Origin of the sequence: Paenibacillus sp. FSL H3-0310 (genome assembly GCF_038002785.1) — a bacterium.
GTDB lineage: Bacteria > Bacillota > Bacilli > Paenibacillales > Paenibacillaceae > Paenibacillus_AQ > Paenibacillus_AQ odorifer.
The window spans coordinates 1-23,608 of sequence record NZ_JBBODC010000002.1 but is presented as its reverse complement, the minus strand read 5'-3'; the positions used below and the strand labels follow the sequence as shown (position 1 = coordinate 23,608).

Below are 23,608 nucleotides of genomic sequence, written 5' to 3'. Positions count from 1 at the left end.
GGGTTTACAGTAATGAGGTACGCCGAGGTTAATGCTTCCGCTCCGGGAATAACGGATGTGACATCCCAAGTGGATGACCGATTCTGTACGCTGAGATGGCGCTGGCCGGACGGCGTGCAGGCGGTGTACATCCACAAAACCTCCGCAGAAGCGGCTGACATGGGAACCGGAGATGATCCGCCGATCGGGATGAAGCTCTACACTCGTGAGGAATACAAATCTAACAATGGTTATCGTGATCGATTGGATGAGATCGGCCTGATATCCTATACGATATTTGCTCGCCTTGCTGAGAACGGTGAGACTGCCCTGGTGAGGCAAAATGATGGTGTGAACCGGGTGATGGTCAGTGCAGGCAAAGCCCGGATCTATTATTCCATTCAACAAAAAAAAGCCTTATTCGGAAAACAAAAGACCGTACATATGGCGATTACGGCAGAAGTGCCCGTGGCACGGGATGTCCTCTGTTATGTCAAGAAACGTGGAGGGCATCCGGCAGGGAAAGAGGATGGTATTCTCTTTCCCTTCGTTCAGGATTTCGCTCCTGGACGCAATGTACTTCCGCCGATTGAAATCGGTAAGGATGATTTTGTACGCATCTTTTTCACCGATGGCAAGAAATATGGGCTTTATTACGAATTGGTACCGGAGTGAGACTCGGTCTACACGTACAAGCGGGTGATGAGCAGTGGCGTTCATAGCAAGTACGTAGATACAACTTTTGGGAGGATGAGTAGATGTCTTTTTTTAGCCGTTTTATGAAAAAGAATCAGCCGGAGCCGCGGCCGCTTTTTTACGATATAGTGTGTCCGTATTGCTTCACCAAGTTCTCTCCGGAGGATGTCGTCTTTCGGGCTATGCACAGCCGGGAGGACGATGAAAATTACGCATTGGGTGAGGATGACGCCTTGAACAAATACCGTGAGCGCTTTGGGCTTGATACGGTAGATGACATAGAAGCGATTATCAACCCGGCGGATATTCCGGAAGAATATCATCATTACACGGATCATGTGTTAACTGGGCTTACGGATCGTTACGGTGTGCTTACGCGCAGACGGCTTTGCCCGTCCTGCCATAATGAGCTGCCGGTGACTGCCGGGAAGGTGCCAAGTAACATCATCTCGATTATCGGGGCATCCCAAGTCGGGAAATCGGTGTATATGACCTCGCTGATCCACACATTGCAGCATACTACAGCAGGTCATTTTGATGCCGCTTGTATGCCGCTTAATGCAGAGATTAGCCGTAAGTTCCGTACATTGTATGAGGAACCGCTTTTTGAGCGTGGAGATCTGTTGGCTTCTACACAGAAGGAAAAAATGCAGGAGCCTTTTATCTTTCAATTTGTCTTTAAGGATGAAAATAAACCGCCACTGACACTTGTATTCTTTGATGTAGCAGGTGAGGGTATGGTGGATCAGGATTATCTTGGACTTCATGGTCAGCATATCAAGAACTCTGCGGGTATTTTGTTTATGGTCGATCCGCTGCAAATCCGTTCTATCCGTGAAAAGATTCATATTAACATCGGTGACCGCCCGGGAGAATGGGTCTCACAATATGACGAGCCGCGCGATGTGGTGCTGACGATGTTCGGTGATTTTATTGCCTATCAGGAAAAGAGTAAGACAGACATTCCAACAGCGGTTGTGCTTGCCAAAAGTGATATGCTGCATTCGCTGAAGGATGAGGATGGCGATTACATCAAGTCCAACAGCAATGTGTTCAATAACTATGTTCACCGCAAAACATTAAATATGGACGAGTTCCATAATATCGACGGGGAAATTCGCAGATTTATTGGTAAGGTGGACAGACCCTTTAAAGATACGATGGATGTTTATTTCGCGAATACGGGTTATTTTGCAGTATCTGCGTTGGGCAGCAATCCTGTGAATCAAAAGATTGAGGGTGTAGTAAGCCCGATTCGTGTAGACGAGCCTTTTATTTGGCTGCTGCATAAGCTGAAGTATATTGAGGGGAGCGACGGCCCGTGAATGTTTTCTCAGGGTCAACAATCGCCCAACAGATGTACACCCGCGAACGTCGCGGAGTGTTTCGTTCCACAGAAGGCTTCGATACGGTAGCGAAATCAGATAGTCTAGACAATAATTTTGTGAAAAAAATCCTTCATCCCTTCTGCCTCTACGATGCTCCTGCGGAGTTAACCGCACGTGGAGAGAAGGATGAGGCTGCATATCCTGGTGCGCTGCACCTATTTCATGCTGAGAACGGGGATACAGTTATTGGGCTTAGTCGTTATCAAGCGGCCGATTTCACAGGCCAACGAAGCGCTTTTTTTGCACATAACTATGTAGTTCCTGCTTCACGTTCCGAAGAAATTGTGCAGAGCTATGGAGACTGGCTGCATGCTGATTTTGCAGAGCGTTATACGGGAGAGCTTGGTGGAACCTTGCCGGAGCTGCCCTCTATTCCAGTTGTTCGCACAGACCGCAGCCCTGATCCAATCGCAGGCTTACGCTTGTTAGGGATTGATGAAGGGATATTCAAGGCGTTATTGCAAGCTGTGATGCTCTCTGTAGCAGGTAAGAAAAAAATCTACGTGGCTCTAAACGTACCTATCACCGAGTTGTCTGCGCGGGCGGTGGAGCTTACAGAAATTCTGTATAGCGTGCTGCCGTATGAATTCCGCCGTAGATTAGGCGTGATTACCTATGCGAATGAACCGCAAAGCCGTAAATATATACATCTTAGCTTTGTGGAAAAAGGTTCACTTCGTCCCGGTGACCGCAGTATTGAGAAGGATTATACCTTTGATTTGGCTTCCGGACGGATGGGGAATGTCGATTTTGGCGAGACCCGCCAGCCTTATGCTGATTTGGTGTGGAAGCTATTACTGCTGAATCCAGGAGATATTAACGACTTCGTAAGCTTCGCCGATCAGATTCTGCGTGGAGAGAGTCCTGAGCACAAGCTAACCCTTTCTTTCTATAATGAGCTGGCTATATTTTATGAGATTGAGCAAGGGAACGAGCATTTATATACGGAAAACAAGAGTGCGGTGCTAAGTGGTTTGCTTTCTTACCTTAAACCAGACGGTGCAATTCATTCTAGAATCCGCTTGAATGATATTTTCTTAGAACGGTTTGACCGGGAATTTGATCTGATTCGGCAAAGAAATGTGCCAGATCCGGCGATTATGGAATGCTTTAAAGAGTATTTTGTACTTAAGGATCACAATTACAGGGTCAGAATCGTGGATTATTTCATCAATGGGATGCTTCATAGTGTGGAAGCGGGCCGCAAGGATATTTTGAGTGCTGCTTACGGGATCATTGAGAGTAATGATGAGTTAAGTGCAGCTTACTTCCAGCGCGTGATGTCTGAAACTTATTTCCGTAAGCAGCTACTTGAGCCTTATATGGAATCAAGACTAGCTGCGGCGTCCAGATCTGCGGATATTCTGAGCTTTGTGCTCCATTGGGGGCGGTTCCTGCCAGTGGCGTTAGAGCAGTCTTTTGCTCAAAATGCTGTGAAGGATTATTTGCTAGAAAAGCTCCAGCTGGAGCATGATCCGGTGGCTTCTGTGGCGGAAATTCATGAAATTGTAGATAAGGCAGAAAAAGATCGCCGCAAAGGAACAGGAGTTGCTCCTAAGGCACTCTCCCTAATGCAGGATCTTGCTGCTTCAGCAGATAGATTCTTACTGAACCGCTTATCGCTTTCTGATATGACGCAGGAGGAGCTTCTGGAGGTAGTTTTTTTACGGTATGGTAATGTTGTCGATTGGCAGCCGCCACTGGATAGGATTAGCAAGCAGAAAGAGAATGCGCTGCGTGCCGCTTACCGCTGGTTTGGTGAAGAGAAGCCGAATGAGGAGATTTTTACAGGATTGTCTCCGCAGGAACTAGACGATGTGCAGCTACTGGGTCGTCGTTTGCTAAAAGAGGCGCGTGTTCTGGAACCCTTTGAACGGCTTCCGCTAGCCTTTTACTATACAACTCAGCGTGAAGGGGGTCCGCTGGATTACGATGCGCTTCTGGAGCTGTTAAAGCGTAAAGCCGGTTCCGACAAAGAAATCATCTATCGGTTTTTTGCTTGGTCGCAAGGCAATCCTTTATTTACGGTTTCGAATAAAAAGCTGCAACCGGGTTACCGTAAGGCGATTCTGAAGTATTTCCTGAGCAGTGATCGTGAAGCGTTCAAGAATCGGGAATTCCGAAAGAACTATGTCGCGGCAGCTCGGCCTGCTCTGCAAAATGTGTACAATGAAGCCCGCTCCCAACTGGCTTCCCCGCTGGCGCGCTGGATCAGCCGCAGCCGATTTCGACTCTTAATCTCCGGCTCCATTACGGGTATTCTGGTGATTATTGCAATTATCGTATTCAGTATGCTGCGTCCGGATGATACGAAGACGGCTCTGCCGGGGACAAGCCCTGAGCCGACCCCTGTTCAGAGTGCAGGCAATATGCTGCCTCCGGCTTCAGTATACTTGAAGGATCAGAGCGTCGAAGGAGATAAGGGGAGCAGCATATTGGTGTTCACCTTCGCAAGTGCAGATGACTGTGTGCAGTTTAAACCGACTGAGGTTAGTTTAATGTCTTCGTCTACAGAGATAGATAAAAGCTTTAAGGTCGCTGCTACAAATGGGACTTGTCCAGTGCCGTCAACGGATGGGACGGATGAGGGAAACGCTGCTGACGAGTCAGATGCCGCTGGCACTACTGGAGGAACAGCAGAAGGTGCAGACTCTACTAACGCTGTAGCTGATGCTTCTCCGTCCACTACGCCTTCCTCTGATACTGAGAACAGCACTGGGTTACCTTCCGCAACAGCTGTGACTGAAGGTGAACAACCTTCCTATCAGGTTGAGGTTACATTGGAGTCTGGAGCGACAATTCTAGAGAAAAGTATGATCAAAGCCGGAAGATTTACATTGATCGTAGATCCCGATCCTAATATTCCACCAGCTTCTGATTCAAGTGCTGAACCCTCCCCGACTGCAAGTCCGGATGGAACAGTCGAATAACAAGCTTTCTGAACAGCAATAACTACCGGAAGGTGGCGTATTGCTGTTCATTTTTTTGCTGCCCATACTAAGCTTTTCTATAGACATGCTATGTATTAATAGATATGATTATGGATGTCAAAATAAGATACTACATACTGGAAAAGGTGCAGACTCTATCAATCTAGTCGTCTGCTTAAAAGGGAAGTCCGGTGCAAGAGTCCGGCGCGGTCCCGCCACTGTATGTGCGGAGCGTTTCTTCTATAAGCCACTGCCCCGAAGGTAGGGTGGGAAGGTGAAGAACAGCGATGAAGCATTAGCCAGGAGACCTGCCTTTTTCGTGAGCGTTTCTATTCTTCGTGGGGTAAGAATGTGGAACATATACAGATGGACTGTTGGCAGGAAGCAAGCGCCGCAGCCTCAATTTGTAATCTTCCCTGACCGCCCTCCAAAGGGGCGGTCTTTATGTTATGCGTCTTATTCCCGGCAGTACCCATTCTTATACAGAAAGAGGTTAAACAATGAAGAAAATCATGTCTTCCAAGTTTGTAGCACTTGGGCTGGCCTTATTCATGGTCATTTCAATTCTAGGAACATCTCTTGCTCCGGCGGGACAAATATTTGCAGAAGCGGGCGCTGGCGCCGGTCTGGAGGCAACTGCCGCGGAGCGGATTAATGTTGCGGATGCGACTTATGCGGCTGCGGAATATCTCTTGAAAGGTGGCGTGCAATCGGATTGGCAAGCCATTGGATTAGCGCAAGCAGGGTACAAGCTGCCGGCTAGTTACCTTTCAGAGCTTGAGAAAAAAGTAAAGGATGCAGCTGGCGATTTCACCAATGTAACCGATTATGCTCGAATCGTGCTCGCAGTGAGAGCGATTGGTGCAGATCCTACTAGCTTTGCTGGTAACGGAACGACTCCTGGCTATAATCTGATTGAGAAAATCTATAATAATAGCAAGCTCAGTGAACAGACGCTTAATAATCCGGTATATGCTTTACTTGCGCTGGATTCTGGTAAATATAATATCCCAAGTGACGCGAAATGGACGGCGGATAAGCTCCTTACGGAGATTCTCTCCAAACAGAATCCGGATGGGGGCTTTGCACTAACCTCAGGTGCAAGTGAGCCTGATATGACAGCGATAACCTTGACGGCTCTGGCGGCACATAAAAATAATCCCGAAGCCTACTTAGCAGGGCTACAAGCCGTAGCTTGGTTATCTACAGCTCAAGATAGCCATGGGGGTTACGGTGACAGTGCTGAAAGTAGCGCACAAGCAATCCTTGGACTCACCTCCTTCGGAGTTGATCCTAGTGGATTAGAATACACCAAAAACAAAGTGGATCTAATGGAGAACCTGCTTAGCTATCGTCTAGCTGATGGTAGCTTCACCCATAGCCGTGGTGGAAGCAGTAATATTCTGGCGACAGAGCAAGGGCTTCAGGCGCTGGTTGCCTATAATTTGCTATATAAAGGAAGCAACAGTAAGCTATACGATTTTTCCAAATCCTCCATTCAGAGCTCACTCATCTACGCTCCAGTAACGATTGAGGGACCACAGGCCACGTTGGCACAAGGGTACGCCTATGCTGGCAACGCACTTGGAGCGTTAGAGAAGCTGGCGCTTCAAACGAACTTGCCGATCACAAATCCTTCGGGCAGTTATGTGACTGGCATCGGAAGTATTGCTGCTGGAAGCTTTGGTGGTTATGACGGATGGATGTATGTTGTATCACGTGACGGAAAATGGATTAATCCCGATGTAGGCATGAGTGATTTTGTACTTAAAGATTCAGATCAGGTACTGATTTATTATGCCGGAGATGACACTAAGCTTGTGGATTCCGTTACGCTTTCCAAAGCAAATCTTAAAGAGGGCGATTCCTTTACCGTCACTGTAACTAGTAAGACGTGGAAATGGGACGCTGCTACGAACACTTCCTCTCCTGTAACTGCAAAAGCTGCGGGTGTTCAGGTCCAAATTGGAGCTCAGACGGTAACGACGAATGCTAAAGGTGAGGCCGTATTCTCAGGAAATATGCCCGCAGGTGACTATACACTGACTGTAACTGGCTACCGTGAAGGCAAAGCCCCAACGATTGCTAAATATACAAAAGCTCTAAAAGTGATTTCTAAGAATGTAACAGCTTCGCTAACCGTTGAAGGCCCGGAAGGGTTGATTAGTGAGGGGACTTTGAAAGCCTCCAATGCCCTTGAAGCGTTGCAACAACTAGGGTCTACCGATGATTTTAAAGTGGATATCACCAAATCGTCTTATGGCAACTTTGTATCAGGTATCCATGGAGTTTCGCAAGGTACTTACGACGGATGGTGGAGCTTCGTGGTATCACGCGGCGGGGAGTGGATATATCCAAGTGTGGGTATGGATGCGTTCGAACTACAGGAATCCGATCGTGTGCTTGTCTATTATGCAGGAGAAAATACACAGGTTGTAGATGCTGTGGTGCTTACCCCATCACAGCCAAAAGCTAATGAAGCTTTTACTGTAAAGGTTTCACAGAAAAAGTGGGTGTGGGATCAGGAAAGCTTCACTTCTGATCCGGTTACCTCACCAGCTGCAGGTGTGCAGGTTTCGATTGGTGATAAGAAGGTAATCACGAATGAACAAGGTGTGGCTGTTGTTGATGGGGGTCTCCCAGCAAATAGCTATACAATAACTGTTACCGGTTATGCTAAAGATAGCGTACCGAGCGTAGCGCGTTATACTCAGTCTCTGACTGTCGGATCGTCTGTTATTGCTCCAGCAAAAGCTACCGCTACCCTCTCAGTGATTGGAGATAGCCGGAGAGGAACCATCCTAGCCAGTACAACAGTAGCTCTAAAAGAGGGCGAAACGGCTTATAGCTTACTAGTCAGTCAATTAGGGACTAAGGTAGTATCATCCGGCAACGCTGGAAGCATCTACGTGAAATCTATTGACGGGTTGGCTGAATTTGATGGAGGCCCAAGCAGCGGATGGAAGTATAAAACGAACCGGGATGCGGATCCAAGCATCAGTGCAGACAGTTATATTTTGCAGAACGGTGATACTTTGTACTGGTACTATACCTCTGGAGAATAAGGAAGAGGAAGTTTGATTAGGCGGGCACACATGGATTCGGAGTAATAGCGGATCGGGTGCCCGCCCTTTTTTATTTGAGGAAAGTCGTTTTATGACAATATATACTTTTATTCGACACAATATTTTAAAAATCATCAAACTCTTAGCCCTTCCGACCGATAAAAATAGATAGATCATAAGATAATGTGAAGGCGGAGTGTAGATGAAAAATTTGAAAGTGAAATACAAAATAGGGCTGCTTTTGGTATTCGCAGTAATTATGGTGAATGCTGTAGGGGGCATAGGCATCATCACAATGAACAAAATGGCCGAAAAGACAAATGAGACATATAATGAAAATTTATTGCCTGTTTCTTACGTAGGGCAGATGCGTACGAATAATAGGGCTATTGAATCCTATCTTTTGGAGCGTTTGATTAGCGTTGATGCCAGCAAAAACAAAGAACTTTCTGAGAGTATCCAAGTGAAGGTTCAAGATAATAATGAACTTATGAACAAGGTGAAAGCGATTCAGTATAATGATCCTGCTATTGTAAGTAAAATCAAAGAGTATGAGTCCTTTTTGCCAGATTATCGTGCACAGCGGGATAACATTATAAAGATTGCTGATAGTAATCATAATCAAGAGGCCTATAAAGTATTTTCAGGCGAATTTAACGAATCCCGTGAAAAAATGATCAACCTGCTTAAAGGAATTAGTGATTCTTTGCTTAAAGATGCTGATGAACACAATTCAGGTTCCATGGCAACCGCTAAAAGCATGCGTGTAAACAATACCATAATGATTACTTTCGCTTGGGTGATTTGTATCTTGATTAGTATTGCAATCATTCGCCTGATAACAAAACCGCTTAAAGAACTGCAAGGACTAATGAAGCGGGCAGAAGATGGAGATTTGACCGTGGTAGCAACGTATACCGCCAAGGATGAGATCGGCCAAATTAACAGTTCATTTAACAATATGCTGCAGGGCTTGCGGAAGATGATGCAAGGGATTGCAGAGAGTGCAGAACTGCTGTCAGCTTCATCGGAAGAGATGAGCGCTAGTGCTGAGCAGACCTCATTGGCTTCACAAATGATCGCTGTATCTTCTGGAGAGATTGCTGCGGGATTTGATGAGCAGACAGAGAGCATTAACAGTACAACACGTTCTATAAAAGCAATGACCAATGATATTGCAGCCGTAGAGGGCAGCAGCTATGAAATGTCGGATCTTATGGGAGTAGTTTCCGGTTCATCGGATCGTGGAGTAGAGGCTGTAGACCAAATCATTGTGCAGATGAAGGAAATTGACCTCAGTGTAACTCAGAGTCAGGAGATTGTTTCTAATCTGGGGACATTGTCACAAGAGATTAATACAATTATTACAACGATTAACGGTATTGCTACACAGACGAATCTGCTTGCGCTCAACGCTTCTATAGAAGCAGCACGGGCCGGTGAGCATGGACGGGGATTTGCTGTAGTTGCTGGAGAAATTCGTAATCTGGCGGAAGCAACTAGAAATAGTTCTTTGCGGGTTACAGATATTATTACACATATCCAAAAGCAAACCGAAAGCGCAGTAGAATCCATGGCTTTGGGTACTGAGCTAGTCACCAATGGCGTAGTTCAAAGTCATCTGGTATCTCAAGCTTTTCATGAGATTCAGACTTCCATTAAAGAAGCTACCTTACAGACAGCGGAGATTAGAGAAGCGGTTGCTCATGTAGCCATGGAATCACAAGGTGTGGCAGCAGCTATGGAACAGGTCAACGTTATATCTAGTAAAGGTGCAGAAGGTGTTCAGGACACAAGTGCAGCGAGTCAGGAGCAACTATCCGCAATGGAGGAAATGTCGGCTTCAGCTCAGTATTTAGCGGTGCTCGCAGAAGATTTGCAAAAGACATTGTCCAGCTTCAAACTATAGGCTTCATAATATTGTTAAAACCAGCAGAGCAGCGGTTCTCCAGTAACGGAGATCGCTGCTCTGCTGTTTGTGGTTATAGCAGATTGGGAGCAAGTGCGAGCCAACTGATCTCAGTTGGTCAAGGGGGAGGGATGTAAGCTGGTCTCAGTAGGTCAGGGGGGAGAGATGTAAGTTGGTCTCAGCAGGTCAAGGGGGGAGAGATGTAAGTTGATCTCAGTAGCAGTAGCTCAGGAGCGTATAGACGTAGGCTGGTCCCAGCAGGTTGCGGGCAAACATATGCTATGTGATCTCCAGCGACACTAGTGGTAAGACGGAGGCGTGGAAACAATAAAAACCTTGGAGATGATCGGTATGCTCGTACCCCGTACCCCTAGTGTTCCCGGCTGATCTCTAGTTTTTCAAACACACTGTCTACTTGATATTCCCCAGTTTAAGGTCATCTGGGTCCGATGCGTGGGCTCATACCCATCCCCATATGCTATCGGACTCAGTAGCCGCTATTCGCCCATTTATCGCCTTTGTAGCGAAGTTTCGGACACCAGTGCAGCTATTGGTGTGGAAAACGCTGATAACTGGTGTTTTTTGCACCAATAGCGGCTATGAGGTCCGATAGCATCCGAAATATAGCTAAATCCAGCAATTAAGGTCATCTGAGTCCGATAGCGTGGGCTCATACTCATCCCCATATGCTATCGGACTCAGTAGCCGCTATTTGCCCAATTATCGCCATAGGAGCAAAGTTTCGGACTCCAATGCAGCTATTGGTGTGGAAAACACTGATAACTGGTGTTTTTTGCACCAATAGCGGCTATGAGGTCCGATAGCATCTGAAATATAGCTAAATCCAGCAATTAAGGTCATCTGCGTCCGATAGCGTGGGCCCATACTCATCCCCATAGGCTATCGGACACAGCAGACGCCATTCGCTCATTTAGTGGCTTGGGAGTGGAGTTTCGGACTACACAGTAGCCGCTATTCGCATATTTGTCGCCATAGGAGCGAAGTTTAGGACACAGCAGCCGCTATTTGCCCATTTATCGCCCTTGTAGCAAAGTTTCGGACTCCAGTGCAGCTGGTGTGGAAAACACTGATAACTGGTGTTTTTTGCACCAATAGCGGCTATGTGGTCCGATAGCACCCGAAACAGAGGCAAATCCAGCAATTAAGGTCATCTGGGTCCGATAGAAAAACTCGGGAGCATGAATGTGATCGGATTAAACAAAAATTAGTGTTTAGTTCAAGACCTGAAAAAAGAGGGAATCCCAACAGCTAGTTCACAGCTGTTGGGATTCCCTCTTGATTTTTTCAAAAAAACTCAGCGTGTATCCTTCCAGAAATTCAGAGGTTTCAGATCTGAGCTAATGACGTGGAATGTATAGCCTTCTTTTTTCAATGACTCTAAGATACGCGGAAGTACTTTAAGTGTAGCTTTTTGATCATGCATCAGAATCACTGGATTGGTCTGCGATTTCTGCAGCTTATGAACCTGATTCATTACCGAATTATAGATCGTTGTACTAGCATCCTTGTATTTCCAATCCTCTGAGTCCACGTTCCAATCCCACAGATGATAACCTTGAGCCAGCACTTTATCTCTAAAGGCCTTTGTGAAATAAGGCTTGCTTCCATAAGGAGGACGAATCAGTGTAGTGCTTTGACCTGTAATCTTTTTCAAAATGGCATTATCGTTATCCATCTCTCCCAGCGCAGCCGCAGGTGAAGCATAAAACTTCTCTTTCCGGTGCGTCATTCCATGCAATGCGAGACCATGCCCTTCATTCGCAATCCGTTTCACTTGCGCAGTATGCTGGTTCATATTCGGTCCGATCATGAAAAAAGTTGCCTTCGCATCATATTTTGCCAAAATATCAAGCAATGTAGAAGTTGTAGCCGTTGGCCCATCATCAAAGGTGAGGTATACGGTCTTACCTTGCTTCCCAACAGTTGGCGTAGAAGTTCCAGGAGTTGCGGTTGGCTTCAATTCCTTTTTAAACTTACTTACAAATGTTGCATCATCTAATGTAGCCGAGCCATCTTTTACACGCAATAAATATTGATCTGCTTTAAAAGAAATTCCAAAACCAAGATAAGAGGTCAATTTCAGTGGAACCATTGTTTTTCCGTTTTTCAAAAATGTACTCATGGATATGGTCTTTCCATCGCCTAGAGTAGCTGTTGCATGATCATTCAGCAGTTTGATTGATCTGTTCTGACCTGTAACTTTTATCCCATCGCTCACTCCAGTTAGCGTTAACTTAAGTTCCTGTGATAGATCACGTAGAGGAACGTAATAGGTATCTTTTACCGAAACTGCTTCAATAGTTGTTAACTTATCGTTCACACCTAACCTAAGGGAGCCTGCACCTGCTGCATTCACTGAATCTATCGCTCGTATTGATCCGGAACCAATGAATAATACGATTAATAATAGCCATACTTTCTTTAAAGACATCGTCAAAAATCTCCTATCTATGTATATTTGTCTATTACCTTATCATACATTGATAGAATGAAATTTGAGAGATTGTAACCCCCAGCAGAATAATTTGTTACCTTTTAGAAGTTAACTGTGATTTCAACCACAATCATAAAAAGCACGCGACTCCGGCTAAATACTGGCGCATCAACAAAAAATGGTTAAAATCACCCCGTTTTGCGCAGAATAGATGTGTCTAAATTAGCAACTTTAGTAAACTATTGAACAAAGTTTGAACGGAATTTTTCAACCCATAAACAGCGCCGTTACAGTGATCTTTATCATACTATTAGAAACTTGTAACAAATTGATCACACATATTTAACTTGTTCGCCATTATTAAGGTCTTTTTTAGACTAAATGGAAAAATAAGTCTTTTGCTTTCTTCCCCATAAATTCTTACTATATATTAAGGTTAATGTTGAGGGTTAATAAAAGAAGTATTGAAGGAAGGAGCTTAAGCATGAACAAAAAGGGACCGTTATACGCTTTATTTCTCAGCCTAATTTTACTCTTGCCAGGATGCAGTTCAATCGCTGTTCTGAATCCGAAGGGGCCGGCTGCAAGAACTTTATCTGACACGATCATTCTCTCCATTGTTATGATGCTCGGCGTTCTGGCAGTTGTCTACATCTTATATGTCTTTGTGCTTTTGAAATACCGTGCTAAAAAAAGCAACGAAGATTATATTCCTCCTCACGAGGAAGGAAACAAATGGCTGGAGGCTATCTGGATTACCATTCCGATTATTATCGTGGCATTCCTCTCCGTAGTCACCGTCAAAACAACAGTAGATGTAGAAAATGTTGCAGCGGATTATAAAGATCAGAAACCGCTTGTAATTTATGCTTCCTCCTCTAACTGGAAATGGCATTTCAGCTACCCAGAAGAAGGTATCGAAACAGTAAACTACGTTAACATTCCAGTTCACCGCGCTGTAGAGTTCAGACTGTATTCTTTCGGTACGATCTCAAGTCTTTGGATCCCACAATTGGGAGGACAAAAATACGCGATGAGCGACATGATCACAACCTTGCATCTTTCAGCTGATACTGTAGGTTCTTATGTCGGAAGAAATGCGAACTTTAATGGTAAGGGTTTTGCCCACATGGAGTTTGAAACACTTGCGATGACAGATAAGGACTATCAGGAATGGGTGAAAGACGTTAAAGAAACGGCGGGTCCACTGACGGAAGATGAATTTAAAGGTCTTTTGGAAATGGAACATGTCGGACGTAAAACGTATACGAATACTCACTTATCCTTTAGCCCGCCTCCGGGAAGCCATGGTGACCATATGAGTAATGGTGGCACTGAAATGGATACGGATAACGGAAGTATGGAGCATCAGGATAATAAAGAAATTCACCCGACTCCAGCACCATCCAGCGAGACGGAATTCAACACCGAGCCTAATCCAGAACTGGATGAGCCGACACCTAGTTCTCCATTAGAAGAGAGCACAACACATGACGGACACTAGTCAATGTTAATTGAACAACTTGAAAGGAGCGATTCCTAATGGATTGGGATAAATTTAAGGTCCACGGCGAACCCCTGATATACGGAGCTATGGCAAGTATTGTTCTGGCTACAATCGGGATTATCGTCGGCCTGACCTATTTTAAAAAATGGGGATATTTATGGCGCGAATGGTTGACTACTGTTGACCACAAACGTATTGGGATTATGTATATCCTCGCTGCATTGCTTATGCTTTTCCGCGGCGGCGTTGACGCTATTATGATGAAGCTGCAAACAGCAGCCCCGGACATGAAATTTCTTGACGCACAGCATTACAACGAGGTATTTACAACACACGGCTTGATTATGATCCTTTTTATGGCCATGCCGTTTATTATCGGTCTGATGAATGTTATCGTTCCGCTGCAAATCGGTGCTAGAGACGTTGCCTTCCCGCGTCTGAATGCTGTCAGCTTCTGGCTCTTCTTCTTTGGAGCTATGCTGCTTAACATTTCGTTTGTTATCGGGGGATCGCCAGATGCTGGTTGGTCCGCATATTTCCCGCTAGCAAGTCTAGAGTTCAGTCCAACGGTGGGTAATAACTATTACTCGCTCGCACTACAAATTTCAGGTATTGGTACGCTCCTCACAGGCGTTAACTTTATTGTAACGATTCTGAAAATGCGTGCACCAGGCATGAAGTTGATGAAAATGCCGATGTTTACTTGGTCCGTATTGATCACCAACGTAATTATCGTATTCGCATTCCCTGTGCTTACGGTTGCACTCGCGTTGATGATGTTCGACCGGTTGTTCGGCTCTCAATTCTTCACGATGGCCAATGGCGGTATGGATATGTTATGGGCCAACCTGTTCTGGGTATGGGGTCACCCTGAAGTATATATCGTTGTCTTACCGGCATTCGGTATTTATAGTGAAATTATCGCCACCTTCTCTAAAAAGAACCTGTATGGATATACATCCATGGTATTCAGTATGTTGATCATTTCCCTCTTGTCCTTCCTAGTATGGGCTCACCATTTCTATACAATGGGTCAAGGTGCTATGGTTAACAGCTTCTTCTCGATTACAACCATGGCCATTGCCGTACCAACAGGTGTGAAAATATTTAACTGGCTATTTACCTTACGAAAAGGGCGAATAACCTTTACGACACCTATGCTATACACCCTGGCCTTTATTCCGATCTTTACGATTGGTGGGGTAACAGGTGTCATGTTGGCTATGGCCAGTGCCGATTACCAGTACCATAATACGATGTTCCTGGTTGCCCATTTCCACTACGTTCTTATTCCGGGTGCGGTCTTCGCCGTTATCGCAGGGTTCCATTACTGGTTCCCTAAAGTATTCGGTTTCCGTCTGAATGAACGTCTTGGCAAGCATGCCTTCTGGTGGATTATCATTTCCTTTAACGTATCGTTCTTCCCGCTGTTTATTCTCGGACTTAAGGGTATGACCCGCCGACAATACACCTATTCTGCGGATACCGGATTTGGCCCGCTGAGTATGGTCTCATTCGTAGGTGCGATCGGTCTCGCTATTGGATTTGTAATCCTGGTTTATAACATTTACTGGAGTACTCGTTACGAACCAAGAGATACTGATGGAGATCCGTGGGATGCACGTACTTTGGAATGGGCAACGAAAAGCCCGATTCCAGCTTACAACTTCGCAGTGGTTCCAAATGTAAAAACACGCGATGCTTACTGGTCTGCTAAACAAGATAAAGTACCGCTTTTTGAAGATAAGATTACTAAGATTCATATGCCTAGCAACACAGGAAAACCATTTGTTCTGGGTGTTATCTTCTTCATTGCAGGGTTCTCTCTGGTCTTCAGTCTTTGGATTCCAGCGATCCTCTCTGGAGTAGGTATCCTCATTGTTCTAGCTGCTATGTCCTTTGATCGGGATCACGGATTCTACATCCCAGCAGAAGAAGTTATTGCTACTGAAAAGAAATTGCGGGGTGAGACAGTATGAAAATAGATGCGTCTAAGCCGCTTGAATACTCAACAGAAGAGAATAGTAATAAAATCTTTGGCTTCTGGGTTTTTCTAGGAGCGGAGATTGCACTGTTCGCTACGTTGTTCACTGTTTATTTTGTAATGGTAGATCGTTTTGCCAGCGGCCCTAGCGGGCCGGATCTTTTCGAAATTGGTCCAGTAATGATCGAAACATTGCTGCTGCTGACAAGTTCGTTCACGATTGGTCTTGCAGTTCATGCCATGCGGCATGGTTACCAAAAAGCCATGATGGTCTTTTTCGGACTAACCCTTCTAATGGGTCTCGGCTTCCTTGGTATTGAAATCACGGAGTTTGTCACTTATGTTCACGAAGGGGCTACACTTCAAACCAGTGGTTTCCTATCCAGTCTTTTTGTACTGCTGGGAACACACGGAGCTCACGTATCGTTCGGGTTCCTGTGGGGTGCGGCTATTCTAATCCAGTTGAAGCGTCAAGGTATTAATCCGGCTACGGCCAATAAATCCTTTATCTTCTCGCTGTACTGGCATTTCTTGGACGTTGTCTGGATCTTTATTTTCAGCTTCGTCTATCTGAAAGGACTGATGTAGCATGATGAAGCAATTGTTTCCAATTCGCCATGTGATGGGTTTCTTAGCCTCTCTTGTCCTTTCTGTGGCTGCACTTGCTGTAATCTACCTTGATCTATCCAACACTGCGAACATGGCTATCCTGCTTGTTACAGCCCTCATTCAGGCTTCCTTGCAGCTCTTCCTGTTCATGCATATTGGTGAATCAGCAGATACCAAGAAAGAACTTTACATCAATATCGCCTATGCCTTATTCGTTGGTCTAGTTACGATATTCGGTACGCTCTTCATCTTCGTATGGGGCTGGTATGCTTAATTACAGTCACTAATACTCAAAGGGACGTCTCTAAAGCCAAAATGGCTTAGGGACGTCTCTTTTTTTGCGTTTATTTCGGAGGTTAGTTGTAGCGGATGCCCGGAAAAAAGTGCCTTACTAGGCAATGGCTGCACGGGACTCAAAACTTCGCTCAATAGGCGGAAAATGTGCGAATAGCGTCATTTGAGTCCGAAAGCTACGGGGGATGAGGTTGGCTCGGTGCGATCGGACTCAGAGGAGCTTAAAAGCGGGAAACAGCGGCGTTTGGAGTTGTAACGGACCCCAAAGTCGCTATTGGTGTGAAAAATGCCCGGAAATGTGCGTCTTTTTAGGCAATAGCTGCACTGGAGTCCGAAAGCTACGGGGGATGAGGATGGCTCGGCACGATCGGACTCAGATGACCTTATAAGCTAGAAACAGCAGCGTTTGAGTCCGAAAGCCCCGTGAGACAAGGTCGGCTTGGCGCGATCGGACTCAGATGATCTTAAAAGCGGGAAACAGCGTCATTTGGAGTTGTAACGGACCCCAAAGCCGCTATTGGTGTGTAAAACGCCCAAAATGAGCGCCTTTCTAGGCAATAGTTGCACTGGAGTCCGAAACTTCGCTCAAAAGGCGGAAAATGTGCGAATAGCGTCATCTGGGTCCGAAAGCTAGCGGGGATAAGGGGGCTCGGCGCGATCGGACTCAGATGACCTTATAAGCGGAAATCAGCATCATTTGGATTTGTAACGGACCCCAAAGCCGCTATTGGTGTGTGAAACGCCCAAAATGAGCGCCTTACTAGGCAATAGCTGCAGTGGAGTCCGAAACTTCGCTCAAAAGGCGGAAAATGTGCGAATAGCGTCATCTGGGTCCGAAAGCCCCGGGAGACAAGGCTAGCTTGGCGCAATCGGACTCAGATGACCTTATAAGCAGAAATCAGCGTCATCAGGGTCCTAAAACTACTGTGGACGAGATTGGCTCGGCGCGATCGGACGTAATTTTGATTAATAGCAAGGAATAGATAAATCCCGAAGGAAAATATTGGGGATGTTTTTGTTGACATATAAATAAAACTGTATTAATAATAGTAGTACAGTTAGTACACATCATAATGGATTTAATGCAAGATAGTGGAAGGAGGAAGGTTATGTTCGAACTGGACGTTCGTAGTCGGAAGCCGATTTATGAGCAGCTGACCGATAAGGTCAAGGAGATGATTCTGCATGGTATTTTGCAGACGGATGAACAGCTACCTTCTGTAAGGACTTTATCCCAGCAGCTAACCGTGAATCCCAATACGATTCAGAAGGCTTACCGTGAATTGGAACGTGAGGGATATATCTATTCATTACAGGGGAAAGGAAGTTTTGTAGCCCCAGTGAAAAAAGAACAAAATGCGATCAAAAAAGCGGAAGTCCGGAACGAGTTGCTGAGGCTGATGGCGGAGGCGGTATACCTTGGGTTCACCGCAGCTGAGATTAGTTCTTTGTACCAACAAGTGGAGAAGCAAAGAGAAGGAGGGAAGAGTGATGATTGAGATTCGGGGAGTCAGCAAGTTATTTCAAGGCGAGAAGGCAGTCGACGATATCTCTTTAACGGTACATAAAGGAACAATTTATGGGCTGCTCGGCTCTAATGGCGCGGGTAAAACTACGCTGCTCAAAACATTGGCGGGCATCTACTCTCCAGATAAGGGGACCGTGCGGGTGGATGGTGAAGCGGTATTCGAACACCCGACGACTAAGCAACGGGTTATTTTTATGCCGGATGCTCCTTACTTTTTCCCACAATCCACCATGCTGCAAATGGCGGCCTTCTATCGCTCGATTTATCCGAGCTGGAATCAGAAGCGTTTTGAAGATTTGGGAACCGTATTTCAGCTCGATAAAAAACGCAAACTCAGTCGTTTCTCCAAAGGGATGCAGCGGCAAGCGTCATTTTGGTTATGTTTAAGCTGTATGCCGGATGTGCTGATTATGGATGAACCGATTGACGGATTAGATCCGGTGATGCGGCGTCAGATCAAAAACCTGCTATTTCAGGAGGTTGCTGAACGCGAGTTGACGGTAATCATTTCTTCCCATAACCTTCGTGAGATTGAAGATCTGTGCGATCATGTCGGGATTATGCATGGTGGGAAGATGTTGATTGAGAAGGATCTGGATGATCTTAAGGCGGATACACATAAGATTCAAGTGGTGTTCCGAGATGAACGGCATGAGATTCCGTTAGCTGCCAAGTTACAAGTTCTGCATCAAGAGCGCCGGGGAAGTGTGAACCTATATATTGTAAAAGGGGATCGTGAACGGATCAAAGCGGCTTTTCAGGTGTACGAGCCATACGTATTCGATTTGCTTCCATTAACGTTAGAAGAGATCTTTATTTATGAAATGGGGGATGTCGGATATGATGCGCAGCCATTACTACTTTAATAGCAGTATTTTTCGCCAGAACTTCCGCCAGCATGGCTGGATAGGGATTATATATGCACTCGGCTTATTATTTGCACTTCCATTACAGCTCTTCATGAGCAGCAATCCGGATGCAAAACCGCAGGAAGTTGATCATTTATTTCGCATAGCTGGTAGTGTGCAAGCCTTGTTTATCATTACGATCCCAGTTGCCGCAGGACTATTCTTATTCCGATACCTTCAGGCAAAATCACCTGCAGATCTTTGGCATAGCCTGCCTTTACGCAGAGAGCATATATTTACAGCTCATCTGACGAGTGGACTTACCTTACTATTGCTGCCTGTTTGGTTAACTGCTGGGGTGGTTGCCGTTGTTAAGCCGTGGAGTGGTAATTTTTATATTTTTCAAGGCGCAGATATTTGGCAATGGTGTATTACAGTTAGTATTCTGACTTTGTTCCTCTTTTGCTTTAGTGTTTTTGTGGGAATATGTACGGGCCAATCTATTCTTCAGGGAATTATCATTTATATTTTGCTTATTCTTCCTGCTGTACTGATCTCATTAATCCACAGCCATTTAGCTATGTATCTTTATGGATATGCAAATGCAAACTCTAACTTGCGTGATTCTATTTCGCAGATATGGTCTCCTTTTGTTCATATCGTGTATTATTTTACCGGCAAACCCTTCACCAATACAGAATTATGGATTTATGGGGTATTGGCACTTCTATTTATCGGGTTGTCGTACCTGTTATACCGTAAACGTAATACGGAAAAAGCGGGTCAGGCTATTGCCTTTGGATATTTCAACCCACTGTTTAAAGCAGGGGTTATGTTATGTGCCATGCTTATTGCCGGTAATTATTTTGCGCAAATGAAGCAACAGCAAATGGGCTGGGTGATTGGTGGATATGCCATCGGAGCCATTATTGGTTATGTTGCCGCAGAAATGATTGTTCGGAAAACATGGCAGATTATGACGCGTAAAATGGTAGCTGAGTTTGCAGTTTATGCGGTAATGATAGGGTTACTTCTGTATATCCCGGTATCAAGTGTTACGGGGTATGAAGCCAGAGTGCCTTCCGGTGATAAGATTAGCGGTGTATATATGGGAGCTAACTACCGGTTGTATGCCCCAACGGATGATTTGTACACTACACCCTACATGGGGCAGAACCCTTTTTCCGATGATAAAGATTATATAGAAGCTGTCCGTAAACTCCATCAAGCGGTAGTTGCGGTACGTCCAGAACTTACCTCACAACAATACGTTTATGAATATTTTACTCTGGCTTATCAATTGGAGAATGGTCACAAGCTAGTGAGGGAATACTGGATCCCTAATAAGGGGTTTGAATCAGAGCTCAAGGCGGTTAAGGATACCGAAGCTTACAAGTATGAAAAGTATAATTTAGCTCTCTTAGACAAAGACCTGGATTATATGTGGGTTACTAACAGGAATAAAAAAGTAGCGATCTCTGATCCCGGGGAAATTTTAGAGCTAAAGGAGATTATCAAACGCGAAATTTTGAATATGTCCTACGAAGTACAGATAGATAAGGATGGAATACCTGATGTGGCTAATATCCAAATAGAGGTAAAGGCAAAAGAGGACAGCAATCAAGTTTCTTCAAGTTATGGTTATAATTATCCATGGAAATCTTCTTTCCATGAGCTTGAAAAGTGGATGAACGAAAAAGGTTATGCCGATAAAATACAAATAACAGCTGAAGATATCCAATCGGCAGAGATTATAAAAGATGATTATATGGACGAGCAAACACCTAAGAACCCTACTAGTCCTGAACAAAGAGTAGCGCTTGCACGCGAAAAGAATCGTACGGCTGTTACGAAGGATAAGACATTATTAACAGATATTTTGGACCATCATTTCCATTATGGTGTTGAGAATGGCAACTACATTGTGAAGTTGATGTACAAAGAGGGTTATAGCGATTTCGTAATGTTAAAAGAATCGGATATGACGCCTGAATTGAAAGCATTGCTGAAATAAGTTAAGAATAAGTTTAGAATAAGGTAAGTAAAAGATTACAGATAAAAGACTACTGGTTGACATAAACTGGATAGTTGGATTATGCTTTTGGAGATAGGAGAAGGATGAAATGGAACTTTTAGGTCAGCCTCTGAACCAGTATATTCGTTCCGGTAAAATAACATCGCTGTATTAACTGGTAAGGAGTTTTGTATTTAGGTGAAGCCCGACCATGGACGATAGAGTCCATGGTCTTTTTTGCATAGTAAGAGGTAATACATGGATGTGTGATTGCTGTAATGCCTCTGGAATCTGCTTCGAAGAGATCCTTTACTGTAGAATAATATAAATAGGAAAAATTGAGGTGAAAATATAATGTTAAGCAATACAGCGGAAGTGTCGTTAAGTAAATTTATGACTAAGCTGCTTCGGCATACCCCGGAGCAATATGGTCTTATTTTGGATCCAGAGGATGGTTCCTGTAGGTTGGATGATTTACTGTTTGTTATTGTAAGCACTCCTAGATGGTCAGAGGTGACTGTGGGAGATATTCGGCAAGTGGTTGCAGGTTGCGACAAGCAACGATTGGAAATCGTTGATGACCGGATCAAAGCCCGGTACGGGCATAGCCACACAAAAATCACTTATGAGCCGGGGACTCCGCCTGCTATACTTTTTCACGGAACTCATTCTGGTGTGCTTTCTGTGATTTTGGAGGAGGGGCTCCAATCGATGGGACGGCAGTATGTTCATTTGTCTGAAGGGACTCATTTTGCCAGTTTAGCCGGAAGTCGCAGAGGGAAATTGATATTGTTAACCGTTGATACGATTAGAGCGGGTCAAATGGGTGTAACCTTTTATAAGGCGGGTAATAAGGTATGGTTGGCAGGTCATATACCGCCTTCCTGTCTTAAGGTGTACCCCGTAAGTTGAACTAGATCGACGTTTGGTCAGGAGGCATAATAACATGGATGAAATTCCAGATCACTTAGATCACGGATTACAGATTGTATTTATTGGATTCAATCCTAGTATCCGTTCTGGCGAGGTAGGACATCATTACGCGAATCCGCGGAATAATTTCTGGAGAATATTACATCAGTCTGGACTTACTCCCCGGTTGTATGATGCGTCTGAGGATGGGGACTTGCTTAAGCTGGGCTATGGGTTTACAAATATTGTTGCCCGTCCCACACGGGGAATCGACGATATTACTCGTGAAGAATACCAGGAGGGTCGGGAAATGCTTCGCTCCAAGCTGGAGAAATATCGGCCTCAAGTCGCCTGTTTTGTAGGTAAGGGTGTGTATACAGAGTTTAGCCGCAGAACAAAAGCTAACTGGGGATTTCAAGGGGACGTGCCTCCAAAGGTAGATGGTGTCCGTGAATTTGTTGCACCCTCTTCTAGCGGATTAGTTAGAATGCCGATGGAAGAGATAGTTGGGATTTATCGCAGATTAGCCGAGTTTACGCAAGAGAACGATGGGTGATTGATGTATTTGGAGTTAGGGTGCTAAAGGACACAGGAGTCGCTAAAAGTAACAAATCACTCTAATTTGCGTGCTATCGGACTCCGATGCAGCTATTGGGTGGAAATAGACTGAATATGAGTCCATTTTGGGTAGATAGCGTCTTTGGAGTCCGAAAACACCACTGAATGGCCGAAAATCCACGAATAACGGCGCCTGAGTCCGTAAGGATAAAGGCTGGAGAGTTCGCTGTGAATCACTGTGGATCGCTGTGGATCTCTGTAGATCCCGCAGATCCCGCAGATCCCGCAGATCCCGCAGATCCCGCAGATCCCGCAGATCCCGTAGATCCCGTAGATCACCGCAGATCTCCGTAGATCCCGCAGATCCCGCAGATCCCGTAGATCCCGCAGATCCCGTAGATCCCGCAGATCCCGTAGATTGCGACTGTTTTAACCAGCGGCAGAATGTAGGATAGAAAGACTGAGCAGTAACGCTGCAAATGGAGCTAAAGGACACAGGAGTCGCTAAAAGTAACAAGTCACTCTAATTTGTGTGCTATCGGACTCCAATGCAGCTATTGGGTGGAAATTGACTGATTATGAGTCCATTTTGAGTAGATAGCGTTTCTGGAGTCCGAAACACCACTAAATGGCCGAAAATCCACGAATAACGGCGCCTGAGTCCGTAAGAGTAAAAGCTGGGGAATTGGCCATGGATCTCCGTAAATCCGTAAATCCGTAGACCCCGCAGATCCCGTAGATCGTAACTCTTCCCACTAGCAGCAGAGTGTAGGTTAGAAAGACTGAGCAGTAACGCTGCAAATGTAGCTAAAGGACACAGGAGTCGCTAAAAGTAACAAATCACTCTAATTTGTGCGCTATCGGACACCAATGCAGCTATTGGGTGGAAATAGACTGAATATGAGTCCATTTTGGGTAGATAGCGTCTCTGG

The 23,608-nt window shown here is 45.1% G+C and carries 16 protein-coding genes and 1 riboswitch; of the genes, 15 read left to right on the top strand and 1 reads right to left on the bottom strand.

What is annotated here, in order from left to right; all coding sequences use genetic code 11:
* Nucleotides 1-12 precede the first annotated feature (12 nt).
* From MHH63_RS19665 to MHH63_RS19645, 5 genes are all read left to right on the top strand, one after another.
* Nucleotides 13-654, top strand: coding sequence for a beta-mannanase (locus MHH63_RS19665; RefSeq protein WP_076099551.1), 642 nt, complete (start codon nucleotides 13-15; stop codon nucleotides 652-654).
* Between the two features lie 83 nt (nucleotides 655-737).
* Nucleotides 738-2,000 carry a hypothetical protein gene (locus tag MHH63_RS19660; RefSeq protein ID WP_076129587.1) on the top strand — a complete coding sequence of 421 codons (1,263 nt, stop codon included), beginning with the start codon at nucleotides 738-740 and terminating at the stop codon, nucleotides 1,998-2,000.
* Nucleotides 1,997-4,993: a GAP1-N2 domain-containing protein gene (locus tag MHH63_RS19655; RefSeq protein ID WP_076308976.1), complete on the top strand. Its 2,997-nt coding sequence runs from the start codon at nucleotides 1,997-1,999 to the stop codon at nucleotides 4,991-4,993. Before MHH63_RS19660 ends, MHH63_RS19655 begins: the two co-directional genes overlap by 4 nt.
* Nucleotides 4,994-5,120: 127 nt before the next feature.
* Nucleotides 5,121-5,323, top strand: a riboswitch (cobalamin riboswitch).
* Between the two features lie 170 nt (nucleotides 5,324-5,493).
* Nucleotides 5,494-8,058 carry a DUF4430 domain-containing protein gene (locus MHH63_RS19650; protein WP_076308975.1) on the top strand — a complete coding sequence of 855 codons (2,565 nt, stop codon included), beginning with the start codon at nucleotides 5,494-5,496 and terminating at the stop codon, nucleotides 8,056-8,058.
* A 202-nt stretch (nucleotides 8,059-8,260) separates the two neighbouring features.
* Nucleotides 8,261-9,967, top strand: a complete 1,707-nt coding sequence (locus MHH63_RS19645) for a methyl-accepting chemotaxis protein (RefSeq protein WP_076276826.1) — start codon at nucleotides 8,261-8,263, stop codon at nucleotides 9,965-9,967.
* Nucleotides 9,968-11,282: 1,315 nt separating this feature from the next.
* On the opposite strand, the gene MHH63_RS19640 is transcribed toward MHH63_RS19645, so the two are convergent.
* Nucleotides 11,283-12,419 carry a polysaccharide deacetylase gene (locus MHH63_RS19640; protein ID WP_076129583.1) on the bottom strand — a complete coding sequence of 379 codons (1,137 nt, stop codon included), beginning with the start codon at nucleotides 12,417-12,419 and terminating at the stop codon, nucleotides 11,283-11,285.
* 487 nt (nucleotides 12,420-12,906) lie between these two features.
* On the opposite strand from MHH63_RS19640, the gene qoxA reads away from it, so the two are divergent.
* From qoxA to MHH63_RS19590, 10 genes are all read left to right on the top strand, one after another.
* Nucleotides 12,907-13,926 (top strand): cytochrome aa3 quinol oxidase subunit II, encoded by a 1,020-nt coding sequence (gene qoxA / locus MHH63_RS19635; RefSeq protein ID WP_036680822.1) that lies wholly within the window; start codon nucleotides 12,907-12,909, stop codon nucleotides 13,924-13,926.
* A 38-nt stretch (nucleotides 13,927-13,964) separates the two neighbouring features.
* Nucleotides 13,965-15,908 (top strand): cytochrome aa3 quinol oxidase subunit I, encoded by a 1,944-nt coding sequence (gene qoxB / locus MHH63_RS19630; protein ID WP_076129582.1) that lies wholly within the window; start codon nucleotides 13,965-13,967, stop codon nucleotides 15,906-15,908.
* The gene (gene qoxC / locus MHH63_RS19625) at nucleotides 15,905-16,501 is read left to right on the top strand and encodes a cytochrome aa3 quinol oxidase subunit III (RefSeq protein WP_042124373.1); all 597 of its coding nucleotides are present in this window, start codon (nucleotides 15,905-15,907) and stop codon (nucleotides 16,499-16,501) included. The genes qoxB and qoxC overlap by 4 nt, the downstream gene beginning before the upstream one ends.
* Nucleotides 16,502-16,505: 4 nt before the next feature.
* Nucleotides 16,506-16,796 (top strand): cytochrome aa3 quinol oxidase subunit IV, encoded by a 291-nt coding sequence (gene qoxD / locus MHH63_RS19620; protein WP_036680878.1) that lies wholly within the window; start codon nucleotides 16,506-16,508, stop codon nucleotides 16,794-16,796.
* Nucleotides 16,797-17,925: 1,129 nt separating this feature from the next.
* Nucleotides 17,926-18,315, top strand: coding sequence for a GntR family transcriptional regulator (locus tag MHH63_RS19615; protein ID WP_076129581.1), 390 nt, complete (start codon nucleotides 17,926-17,928; stop codon nucleotides 18,313-18,315).
* Nucleotides 18,308-19,210, top strand: coding sequence for an ABC transporter ATP-binding protein (locus MHH63_RS19610; protein WP_076302831.1), 903 nt, complete (start codon nucleotides 18,308-18,310; stop codon nucleotides 19,208-19,210). Before MHH63_RS19615 ends, MHH63_RS19610 begins: the two co-directional genes overlap by 8 nt.
* A complete protein-coding gene (locus MHH63_RS19605; protein WP_143766481.1) occupies nucleotides 19,164-21,206 on the top strand; it encodes a hypothetical protein in 2,043 nt (680 codons plus the stop codon). Before MHH63_RS19610 ends, MHH63_RS19605 begins: the two co-directional genes overlap by 47 nt.
* Before the next feature lie 354 nt (nucleotides 21,207-21,560).
* Entirely contained in the window at nucleotides 21,561-22,118 is a 558-nt protein-coding gene (locus MHH63_RS19600) for an RNA 2'-phosphotransferase (protein WP_248547927.1), read from the top strand.
* A gap of 34 nt (nucleotides 22,119-22,152) precedes the next feature.
* Nucleotides 22,153-22,674 (top strand): mismatch-specific DNA-glycosylase, encoded by a 522-nt coding sequence (locus MHH63_RS19595; protein ID WP_076129577.1) that lies wholly within the window; start codon nucleotides 22,153-22,155, stop codon nucleotides 22,672-22,674.
* A 167-nt stretch (nucleotides 22,675-22,841) separates the two neighbouring features.
* Nucleotides 22,842-23,030, top strand: a complete 189-nt coding sequence (locus MHH63_RS19590) for a hypothetical protein (protein ID WP_341172015.1) — start codon at nucleotides 22,842-22,844, stop codon at nucleotides 23,028-23,030.
* The last annotated feature ends 578 nt before the right edge of the window (nucleotides 23,031-23,608 follow it).